The organism is Arcicella sp. (assembly GCF_964672035.1).
Map to the genome: position 1 here is coordinate 68981 of NZ_CBABQS010000006.1, position 11914 is coordinate 80894.

Below are 11914 nucleotides of genomic sequence, written 5' to 3' on the forward strand. Positions count from 1 at the left end.
TTATAAATCACCCCAAAACTGCATTGATTACCTTGCCCTGCACATCGGTCAATCTGAAATTTCTTCCTTGAAATGGATAGGTAAATTTCTCGTGGTCGAAGCCCAAGGTATGTAGAATTGTTGCCTGTAAGTCATACGTAGATGTTCTTCCCGAAATGCCAGCGTAACCTATTGGGTCGGTTTCACCGTGCGAATATCCTTTTTTGATGCCTCCGCCCGCCATCCAAATCGTAAATGCGTCGGTGTGGTGGTCACGTCCTTTGTAGGCTAAAACCCTCCCTTCACGGTTTTCTTGCATGGGCGTTCTGCCAAATTCTCCACCCCAAACGATGAGCGTTTCATCTAATAAGCCTCTTTGTTTTAGATCGATCAAAAGAGCGGTGGTGGCTTGATCAGTTTCCATACATTTTCGTTTTACACCAACTTTCACAGAGTCGCCTTCGCCCGTTCCATGAGCATCCCATCCCCAATCGAAAAGTTGCACAAAACGCACGCCATTTTCGACTAACTTTCTGGCTAATAGGCAGTTGTTGGCAAAACTTTCTTTGCCTAACTCCGTGCCGTACATTTCGTGAATGTATTTTGGCTCATTTTTAATGTCCATTACTTCGGGTACGGAAGTTTGCATTTTGAATGCCATTTCGTACTGAGAAATTCTGGCAATTGTTTCTGGGTCGTGAAATTCTTCGTATTGTTTTTGATTGATTTTATTAATTGCTTCAATCGAACTTTTACGCAAATCTCTACTCATCCCGTCGGGGTCGGTAAGATACAAAACGGGGTCGCCTTCTGAACGACATTGAACGCCTTGATAAACCGAAGGCAAAAATCCACTTCCCCACGCTGATTTCCCTGCATCTGGATTGCGACCACCCGAAGCCAAAACCACATAACCTGGCAAATTCTGATTTTCAGAACCAAGTCCATACGTAACCCAAGAACCCATCGCAGGACGACCTAATCGTGGCGAACCCGTGTGCATCAGCAACTGGGCGGGTGCGTGGTTGAATTGGTCGGTGTGCATGGCTTTCAAAAACGAAATTTCGTCGGCAACGGTCTGTAAATGAGGTAGATTATCGGATAGCCAAGCCCCACTTTTACCTACTTGAGAGAATTTCGCTTGAGCTCCCAACATATTAGGAACACCCCGAATAAAAGCAAATTTCTTCCCTTCCAAAAATGAAGCTGGACAGGGTAAACCATCCATTTTTTGTAGTTCTGGCTTATAATCGAACATTTCCAATTGCGATGGAGCACCCGCCGTGTGAATATAAATCACGGATTTTGCCTTGCCTAAAAATGGTGGATTCTTCGGCGAAAGTGGGTTTTGAGCTTTCGCCAGAGCATCGGCGGAGACATTATTTATCCCGCAACTTTCAAGGAATGAACCCATCGCCATCATGCCGATTCCGGTGGTGCATTGTTTGAGAAAATGCCTACGGGTTTCGTATTCAACGAAATGTTTATGTGCTTCTTGGTGGATTTTCATTGGTTTTATCTTTAATGTTATTCCTTCATCACAAACTCATCCAAATTCAAAATTGTCATGGCTACCATCGTTTTTGCTGCTAAATCGGGCATTTTTTTTGGCTTGATGCTATTGTCTTCGCAATATCCCAAAAACTTCATGGCTTCATTGGGTTTTTGCTTGAAATCTATCAGTGATTTTTGATATAAATTATTCAAAATCAATAACTTATCATTGGATATTTCTTTGGACATTGCGAGTGAATATGCTTTACGGATTTGTCCATTAATATCCATTTTTTCATTATCCATTCGTTTGGCAAAATACCTTGCACATTCCACATAAACGGGGTCGTTTAGGCTTGTGAGTGCTTGTAGAGGGGTATTAGTCCGTAAGCGTCTGGCCAAACAAATTTCCCTACTCGTTCCATCAAAAGTCATCATGGATGGGTACGGGCTACTTCTCCGCCAATAGGTATATAAAGCACGCCTGAATTGGTCTTCGCCTTCACTTTGTTTCCAACTGATACCACTGTAGGGCGCTCCCCAAATACCAGTTGGTTGATAAGGCATCACACTTTTTCCGTGCATTTTATGACTCAAAATACCACTTACCAAAAGCGCTTGGTCACGCACTTGTTCTGCCGATAATCTAACCCTTGCACCACGAGCAAAAAACCGATTAACAGGGTCTGTTTCCAACATTTCGGGTGTAACTTTTGAGTCTTGTTGGTAGGTTGCAGATAGTACAATTTCACGCAATAATTGCTTCGGTTGCCAATTATATTCCTTCATAAATTTGATGGAAAGATAATCCAACAATTCAGGGTTTGAAGGGGTAAATCCCTGTGTGCCAAAGTCTTCCATTGTTTCCACCAATCCAATGCCAAAGAGTTGTTCCCAAAAACGATTCACAGCTACTCTTGCCGTTAAAGGGTTTTGTTCACTACCAATCCAAGTGGCTAAACCCAAGCGATTTTTAGGTAAATTTTTCGGTAAACCGCCAAATAAAGTAGGAATATCTGGTTGTACTTCTTTGGTTTTTGCCGTCCAATTTCCCCGTTCAAAAACGTTAGATTTTCGGTGTAAATTCTGTGGATTTTCGTCCATTATTAGGGTGATATCTGTACTGATATTCGCCAATCGCCAAAACTCTTTTTGCATTAAATCGTGCTCAGGATTGTTTTTGGCTGGAAATTTACTCAAAAAACCAAACCAATCAAAATAGGCGGTGTAATCTTCTTTACCTTTCAAATTTGGATTTATGGCTTTGAAATACAGGTTATGAATGCCGTTTACAGATTTGAAAAATACCTGTTTTGACTGATAGCCCTTGGTAGTATCCAATTTAGTTGTTAATAAAATTTCACCGTCAATTTTATCTATATGAATTGTAAAAGTTCCGCCTACTTTAGATGAATTATACCGAAAAATCATTTGATTTTTTCCGTTTAAATCAACATTTTTTAAGCGAGATGAACCACCGTTTTGCATTCCCAAAAACTTGGTATCTGATAATTCAGATTTTACAAATTCATCACAAGAAAGTGAATTGTACGTAGGTTGCCAAGTCTTTAAAAACTTGGCATATTCATTGGCTTTCGAAACGGAAGAATTTTTCTGAATCCAGTTTTTTATGCTCATAACTTTGGCGGAATCTTCCTTTTGAAAAAGCCTCAAATGGGGATAATCACCGTAGGAATCTTCGTCACGAGTATTGTTGAAAAATGCCATATACTTATAATAATCCTCATGCCGAAAAGGGTCGTAAGGATGGCTATGACACTGAATACAAGCAAAAGTTGTCCCCTGCAAAACTTCCCAAGTAGTGTTTGTTCGGTCTAAAACTGCCGCTGTTCTGAACTCTTCGTTATCCGTTCCTCCTTCATCATTGGTCATAGAGTTGCGGTGAAAGCCCGTGGCAATTAATTGATTATCAGTAGGATGAGGCAATAAATCACCCGCCAATTGTTCTTTGATAAACTGATTGTAAGGCATATTTTGGTTGAAGGCATCAATTACGTAATCACGATATTTCCAAATGCTCCGTTGGTCATCACGCTCGTAGCCTTTGGTATCGGAATATCTGGCTAAATCCAACCACATTCCCGCCCAACGTTCACCGTATTGGGGCGAAGCTAAGAGTTTTTCAACGGCTTTTCCGTAAGCATTTTCCGATTTATCATGCAGAAAATCTGTGAGTTGTTGTTCGGTAGGAGGAAGGCCCGTGAGGTCGAGGCAAACACGACGTAGTAGCGTTCCTTTGTCGGCGGGTTGAGAATGTTTTAGATTTTCTTTTACTAATTTATCCGCTACAAAATAATCAATGTTATTTTTCTCCCATTTGGGCGAAAACCAATCTGTGAAGCTTGCAAAGAAGTTTTTATTAGGAATATTTGGCATTTCAGGCGTAGTAAAAGCCCAATGTTCTCCCCATTTTGCGCCTTGTTTTACCCATTTTGTTAGTAATTCAATTTCGTTTTTCGATAAAGGTTCAGCCTGATAAGGCATTCGTTCTTCGAGGTCTTTATGGGTTAATCTGGTAATAAATTCAGAATGTTCGGGATCGCCTGGAATGATGGCAGATTTACCGGATTTAGTTTTTCCCAAAGCATCTTCCCGAAACAAAACACTGAATCCACCTTGCTTTTTCACCCCACCATGACACTTGATGCAACTGCGGTTTAAAATAGGTTTTACTTGGCTACTATAATCCACTTCATCGCCGTGTCCGATTAATGAATAAATCGAAAAGCTACCCACCAAAACGGCGGAACTCCAAATTAATAACTTATTGATATTCATTGGATTTTTTTGCTTATAATTAATGGTAGAAGTTATTGAAAAAAAGGCATTTTATTGTACTTTACTGATATGATTTAATTGATTAAATTTTGTATAAACTAAAAATGCCCCAATCTTTCGATTGAGGCATTTTATTGAATTTCTATTACAATCATTATCTCGGACGACCACCGCCACCCGTAGGTGCCGCTGCTGGAGTTGCTTGTTGTCCTCCATTATCGCCACCACCGTCTTTCAAGTCATCGTTATTAACCGATTTCTTTTTCTTCTTTCCATCCGTAAAAGTTATTTTTCCGATTTTATAACTGAACGTTAGTTTGAAGTTCATATTTCTCAAAGTGGTTGTACTATTTTGAGAAATCGTTGGTGATTCTATGTTACTTTTAATCGTGAAACCATTCGGTGTAAAGAAGTTTTCTGCTCCTAAACCAATGCTTCCTTTTTTATTCATGAAATCCTTTTTCACGCCTAAACTATAAATTCCGAAACCGCCTTGATTCCCTTGTAGTTGCACTTGATTCCCTCTATAAAAAGCAAAGGTTTGTAAGCCCCAACCTTTCGAGAAATTATAACTACCGAATAATCTAAAACTTGCTACCCAACCCTCATTTGAAGCATTATAAAGTGGATTCGGATTGTTGTTTTTCAAGAGGGTATAATATATATCCGTTCCGCCACCCAGCTGTAATTTGTTAGAAATATTCACATTTCCGAACAAGTTCATTCCGTAGGCATCTTCATTTCCGATGTTTAAATAATTTGTCAAAATGATAGGTCTATTTTGTGCATCAACTGTGCTGGTACGGACACTTTGGATGCCACCAGTGGTGTTACGCATAAAAAGTGCAGTGGTCAAGAAAGTGTTTTTGAAGAACGTATTGACTGTAAATTCATAATTGTTAGTAAATTCTGGAGACAATAAGGGATTACCCTCCGTAACATTTGAAGGATTTGAAGCATTACGATTAGGGTTCAAGAACTGCAAAGAAGGCCTTTGAATACGACGATTGTAAGCCACTTTTAAAGTGGTTCCACCTTTTAAGCTTTTTGAAATATTGATACTTGGCACAAATGTTCCATAACTTGGAATACTAATTCCATTTACTGCCCCACTTTCTGCCGTCTGTTTGGCATCTATGGTGGTATATTCATAACGCCCACCAGCTTTTATGCTGTATTTTTTCTTGGTTGTTAAGGTATAAGAGAAATAACTCGCCAAAATATTTTGGTTATAGTCCAAAGCGCCATTATTACCAATTTGTTTGAAAACCGAATTTACTGTTCTATAAATATCTTTTCCCCCAAATTCAATCATTTGCGTTTTGCCGATTGGTGTTTGATAATCTATCTGTAAAGTTGCTTCTTGATTATAACTTGGGTTGACATTGGTAATTCTATTTAAACCTCTGGCAACTAATGAATCAGGAAGATTTAAAATGTTATTGGTAAACTCACTGTTACGATTGTTTCTACTAAATTGCCCCGATATGGATAATTCTTGTTGTGGTTTTTTGAAAATATGGGTATAATCAATGTTGGCATCAACGTTGTTTGAATTATCAATCGACTCTACGTTGCGAGTGTTAGAATTATTTAATAAATTATTTCTGAAAATCTGAGTCAATAAAACGTCCTGAAAATTAGACTGATTTCTTGCCCCTAAACGAACTGAAGCACTTATTGAGTTTGTTTTATTAATATCCCAATCCCATCCTAATTGATAATTGCCGAATAAACCATTATTACGAGTTTCTGCTCCTTGCACGTTTGTTGTTTTAGTACCGTCCGTTCCTGTAGTGATTTGGGTATTGTCAAAACGTCCATTCACGTTATAATTTGCTCTTCCAAAACCACCCAACGAGAAGCCCATATTACCCATTCTATAGCTACCGTTCAAAGATAAATTTCCTCCTCTAATACCAACACTACTGTCTAAATTGAGTGAAAGTCCTTGCAGATTGTTCTTTTTAGTAATGATATTAATAATCCCTGCCGAGCCTTCTGCATCGTATTTAGCTGATGGTGAGGTAATTACTTCCACAGATTTAATCATATCCGCCGGAATTTGTTTCAACGCATCGGAAATGCTACTGGCAAGAATTGTTGAAGGCTTATTATTAATTAAAACCTTCACATTCTGACTTCCCCTAAGCGAAACATTACCATCCAAATCGACAGTCAAAGAAGGTACTTTTCTCAAGACATCCGTTCCGTCACCACCTTTATTGGTAATATCTTTCTCGGCATTATAAACCATTCTATCCACTTTATCTTCTATCAACGAACGTTGTCCTTCTACCGTTACTTCCGCCAAAGTTTGAGAACTTTGGTTCATTTTAATAACGCCCAAATCAATTTCATCATTTTTATTGACGATACTAACCTCTATTTTTTTAGATTGATATCCCATAAATGAAACTGAAAGAATGTATTCACCAACGGCAACCCGAGCAAGAGAGAATTTTCCTTTATCATCGCAGATGGTTCCATCCACAATTTTGTTATCTTTCTTTGTGGATAAGGCAATACTTGCGTACTCAACGGCTTTTGAAACGGTTGAATCAATAACGTAACCAGAAATTTTGGCTGAACCTTTTGGGGTTGCCTGTGCCGTTCCAGGGATGGCCGCTTGGTCACCTCTGCGTGAGCCACCACCAAATCCCCCCCCACCCATTGGAAATTGGGCTGATACTGTGCTGGAAAAGAGGCATAAAAATGCAGAAAAAAATAATAAATTTTTCATCTATATAAATGTTATTTAAGTGTTATTTAAGTGTTATTTAAGATTGAATTATTTGAAATAATCACTAAAATTATTCCAAATGATTCATCAATAAAATCAAAATAGTACAAATGGACTGTTTTTCAGATAAGCGGGAAAATGCTTAAATATGATAGAATGACAAGAATACAACACAAATATTGCATTTGTGTCTCTTAGATTATGACTATTTTCGACCAATACAGTAATTGTGTCGATAAGAGGGGGAATTTTAAGTATAATTAGGTATGAGACATTAGCTCTGAATTAAGAATTTTATTGGATATGAGATATTTCCAACCTTTTGTCTAATAAAATTATTAATCAATAAATCGTTTTGTAATTGGCTGATAACTATCAACTCGTCTATCACGCAAATAAGGCCAAGTTGATCGATAATATTCGGTTTTATCTAAATCTATTTCCTGGACATGAACCTCCTCTTGGTCGTGCGAACCTAAATATAAAAGTGTTCCAAAAGGATTTGCCACGAAACTTCCACCCCAGAATTGTTGGTCAGCTTCACGTCCAACCCGATTGACCGAAACTACGTGTACGCCATTCGCTACTGCGTGCGAGCGTTGAATCGTTTGCCAAGCAGAATATTGTTCTCGATTAATGCTTGAATCGGTTTCGGTTGTATCCCAACCAATGGCGGTTGGATAAAAAAGAACCTCAGCACCCATCAAAGCCGTAATTCTTGACGCTTCTGGATACCATTGGTCCCAACAAATCAACACGCCAATTTTAGCAAATTTGGTTTGAAAAATTTTATAACCCGAATCTTCTGGTGATGCGTCTCCTGGCGTAAAATAAAACTTCTCATAATATCCAGGGTCATCGGGAATGTGCATTTTACGGTATTTGCCAAGATACGTTCCGTCAGCATCCAAAACTGCCGTGGTATTGTGATATAAGCCAGCCGCACGTTTTTCAAAAAGAGAAGCAATAATTACCACGCCCAATTCTTTAGCAACGGCAGAGAGCGTATCGGTAGAAGGGCCGGGAATGGCTTCGGCTAATTTAAAATTCTCGTGGTCTTCTACATCACAAAAATACAGTGAAGTAAATAATTCTTGGAGACAAACGATATTTGCTCCTTTTTGAGCCGCCTCACGGATTCCCTTAATCGCTTTTTGCATATTTGCCTGTACATCAGCGGTACACGACATTTGGACTAAGCCTATGTTTATCTTTTTATTCATTATTATGATTAAAATTTCAACTCATTCATACACTTGAAATGACCCAACGGACATTTACTATAACCAATTTTGGAACACGGACGACAATTCAATTCTTTGTTTTCAATTACTTCATATTCAGTCTGATACGGATACATTCCAAACTCAGGAAGGGTATTTCCCCAGATAGAAATCACCTTTTTCTTCAAGGCAGAAGCCACGTGCATCATTCCAGTATCGTGGGTATACACAATTGTAGCTTTTTGAATAATCGAAGCGGATTGATTTAAGTTCATTTTTCCGCAAGTATCAAAAATTGGACTATTTATACTAATAACTGATAACTGTTCGCTAATAACTGAATCCTCCTTTCCTCCAATTAACACCAAAGGCAATTGAATCGTTTGGCAAAGTTCGACCATTTTATTTAAGGGCAATTTCTTCGTTTCATGTTGCCCTCCAATGGCGTAAACAGCATAACCATTTCTGAAATTTTTTGGTAGCCAATGCAAAGGCAAATCATCTTTTTCGGGTATAAAATAATCTAAGCCTTTATTATCATTTTTCACCCCTAAAGTTTCCACCGTTTTCATGTATCTGTCCACAATATGGACTTTTGGCATGATGTCTTTCTTGAATTTAACCAAAATCCATTTCTGGAAATTCAATTTGTCAAAGCTAAATGATTTTACGCCCAAACGAAATTTAATAATGCTCGTTCTGAGGTTGTTGTGCAAATCTATTACATAATGATAATCTTCTGATTTTAATTGCTTTACCAAATCATTAAGACTTTTTTCCAACGTAAAAACCTTATCAATGTATGGATTATTTTCGAGCAGCGTTTTGTATGATTTTTTGGTAACATAATGTACTTCAGCCTCGGGAAATTGCTGCTTTAAACAACGAATAACGGGCGTTGTCAGGACGATATCACCAATGGATGAAAAACGGATAATTAGGAATTTGGTCATATAAATAAAGGTAATATTGGCGACAAAGATACACTTTATAAGCTTCGCCATGATTATTCTGAAGATGAAAACAGACAATTCAAGGCAAAATTCATAACTTTGCCATTAGTTATTAGTGGATTAATTATTAGGAATTAGGTACACTTGTCTTAATTAACCACTAACTAATAATCAATAACCAGTAACCAATAACTAATAACCAGTAAAGATTAAAAAAACAATGGCAGAACCAAAACAGCAAGATACCGCTTCAACGTTAAAAGACATTATTTCGCACGCCAAAGAATATGGCTTTGTGTTTCCTTCTTCTGAAATTTATGATGGTCTTCAAGCCGTTTATGACTACGGTCAAAATGGCGTTGAACTAAAAAATAATTTAAAAGCACTTTGGTGGAAAGCCATGACAATGCTCAACGACAATGTTGTGGGTATTGATGCGTCCATCTTTATGCATCCGCTAACGTGGAAAGCATCTGGTCACATAGATTCGTTCAACGACCCGATGATTGACAACAAAGATTCTAAAAAGCGTTACCGTGCCGACCAATTATTGGAAGCCAAAGCCGATCAATACGAAGCCGAAGGTTCACCCGAAAAAGGAAAAGCATTATTGGAAGCAATGGCAAAAGCGATGACCGCCGATGATATGTCGGGTTTACGCCAAATTATTTTGGACGAAGGCATCAAATGTCCGATTTCAAATACCGCAAATTGGACGGATGTTCGTCAATTCAATTTAATGTTTTCAACGCAAATTGGGGCAGTTTCAGAAGATGCTTCCTTGATTTACCTTCGTCCTGAAACTGCGCAAGGTATTTTTGTGAATTTCCTAAATGTTCAAAAATCGGGACGTATGAAAGTGCCTTTCGGAATTGCTCAAATTGGTAAAGCATTTAGAAATGAGATAGTTGCGAGAAATTTTATCTTCCGTATGCGTGAATTTGAACAAATGGAAATGCAATTTTTTGTTCGTCCTGGCACTGAAATGGAATGGTACAACAAATGGAAAGAAACTCGTTTGAAATTTCACCAAGCGATTGGTTTACCTGCTGAAAATTTAAAATTCCACGACCATGAAAAATTGGCTCATTACGCCAATGCTGCCGTGGATATTGAGTATAAATTCCCTTTCGGATTTAAAGAAATGGAAGGAATTCACTCACGTACCGATTTTGATTTAACGGCTCACCAGACTTTGTCGAAGAAGAAGCAACAATATTTTGATGCTGACCTTGACGAAAACGGTAAACCTTACGGAAATTATATTCCTTACGTGGTAGAAACTTCAGTGGGTGCTGACCGTCTTTTCTTAGCCATTTTGTGTAATGCTTATACCGAAGAAACAACGGGTGAGGGAGAAACAGAAAAGAAAAGAACGTATTTGAAATTCCATCCAACGGTTGCGCCTATCAAAGCGGCGGTTTTGCCTTTGGTGAAAAAAGATGGTTTAGCCGAAAAAGCACAAGATATTTATCATGCGTTAAAGCGATCATTCAATGTGACTTACGATGATGGTGGCGCAATCGGAAAGCGTTATACTCGTCAAGATTTAATTGGAACACCTTACTGCATTGCGGTAGATTACCAAACCATGGAAGACGAAACAGTAACCATCCGTCACCGTGATTCGATGGAACAAGAGAGAGTGAAAATATCAGAACTTCGTGAGAAAATTGGGTTTGCGGTAAGTATGGAGCGGGTTTTTGAATTGTTGTAGAGATGTACCACAGGCTTTAGCCAGAGTCTTAGTATCAAATGTATCACAGGTTAAAACCTGTGGTACTTAAAAATAAAAATATGAAAACAAACTACGCCCGAAATTTGCCTCATATTCAACCTATTGGAGCTACTTTTTTTATTACATTTAGCCTCTACGGTTCTATACCAAAAGAAAAGATACAACAGCTTCAGCAAGAACGTAACGCTAAAATAAATACCATTAGAGAAGAAAATTCTGAAAACCTAAAAGAGAATCTGGACATTGCTCAAAAGCGATACTTTCAAAGAGTAGATGCCGTCTTAGATTCAGTTGAATATGGTGAAAAGTATCTTTCATATCCTCAGGCAGCACAAATTGTAGCAAATAAAATCCATCAATATCATAATGGACACTACGATTTATTAGCTTTTTGTATTATGCCAAATCACGTTCACCTGCTTTTTGACTTAAATTTTCAGTCAGAAAAGATTCCTATTGATGAAGAAGTTACCGATAAAAATTACAAGCAAATTTATGATATTATGCATCTCATTAAAGGTGGTTCTGCGTATGAAGCTAATAAAATTCTTAATCGTTCTGGACGATTGTAGCAAGTAGAAAGTTATGACCGTTATGTAAGGAATATTCGGGAATTACAAAATATCGTTATGTATATTGCTAATAATCCGAAGAAAGCAGGTTTAGCGAATCATTGGAGAGATTTTCATTTCACCTACATCCGTGAAGATTATCAATATCTTTTACTATAACATTGTATACAGGCTTTTGTCTGTATTTTAAGTACAAAGAATACAGACTGAAGCCTGTGCTACCATTAAATCATGAAAGAAATAAAAAACGAATCAGAATACGAAAAGGCATCGGATAGGGCTGATGCAATTTTCAACGCCAAAAAAGGCACGCCAGAATATACTGAACTCCAAGATTTATTGAAGGCATTGAAACAATACGAAGACGACTTTGTTAAAATGTTAAAAGGGAATTAGATGATATTTGTTAGGTT

Annotated in this window: 8 protein-coding genes; 3 read left to right on the top strand and 5 right to left on the bottom strand. The window is 37.9% G+C overall.

Annotated features, from left to right (window positions below):
• Window positions 1-7 precede the first annotated feature (7 nt).
• The 5 genes from AC1W31_RS03045 to AC1W31_RS03065 form a co-directional block, all read right to left on the bottom strand.
• Window positions 8-1489, bottom strand: a complete 1482-nt coding sequence (locus AC1W31_RS03045; RefSeq protein ID WP_481732928.1) for a DUF1501 domain-containing protein — start codon at window positions 1487-1489, stop codon at window positions 8-10.
• A 17-nt stretch (window positions 1490-1506) separates the two neighbouring features.
• On the bottom strand, window positions 1507-4272 hold the full coding sequence (locus AC1W31_RS03050) for a DUF1553 domain-containing protein (protein WP_481732929.1): 2766 nt from the start codon (window positions 4270-4272) through the stop codon (window positions 1507-1509).
• 154 nt (window positions 4273-4426) lie between these two features.
• A complete protein-coding gene (locus AC1W31_RS03055; RefSeq protein WP_481732930.1) occupies window positions 4427-7015 on the bottom strand; it encodes a TonB-dependent receptor in 2589 nt (862 codons plus the stop codon).
• Window positions 7016-7353: 338 nt separating this feature from the next.
• The gene (locus AC1W31_RS03060) at window positions 7354-8238 is read right to left on the bottom strand and encodes a carbon-nitrogen hydrolase (RefSeq protein WP_481732931.1); all 885 of its coding nucleotides are present in this window, start codon (window positions 8236-8238) and stop codon (window positions 7354-7356) included.
• An 8-nt stretch (window positions 8239-8246) separates the two neighbouring features.
• Window positions 8247-9191, bottom strand: coding sequence for a glycosyltransferase family 9 protein (locus AC1W31_RS03065; protein ID WP_481732932.1), 945 nt, complete (start codon window positions 9189-9191; stop codon window positions 8247-8249).
• A 220-nt stretch (window positions 9192-9411) separates the two neighbouring features.
• On the opposite strand from AC1W31_RS03065, the gene AC1W31_RS03070 reads away from it, so the two are divergent.
• From AC1W31_RS03070 to AC1W31_RS03080, 3 genes are all read left to right on the top strand, one after another.
• The gene (locus AC1W31_RS03070; RefSeq protein ID WP_481732933.1) at window positions 9412-10908 is read left to right on the top strand and encodes a glycine--tRNA ligase; all 1497 of its coding nucleotides are present in this window, start codon (window positions 9412-9414) and stop codon (window positions 10906-10908) included.
• Window positions 10909-10988: 80 nt separating this feature from the next.
• Window positions 10989-11501: a transposase gene (locus tag AC1W31_RS03075; protein WP_481732934.1), complete on the top strand. Its 513-nt coding sequence runs from the start codon at window positions 10989-10991 to the stop codon at window positions 11499-11501.
• A 231-nt stretch (window positions 11502-11732) separates the two neighbouring features.
• On the top strand, window positions 11733-11897 hold the full coding sequence (locus tag AC1W31_RS03080; protein ID WP_481732935.1) for a hypothetical protein: 165 nt from the start codon (window positions 11733-11735) through the stop codon (window positions 11895-11897).
• Window positions 11898-11914 lie beyond the last annotated feature (17 nt).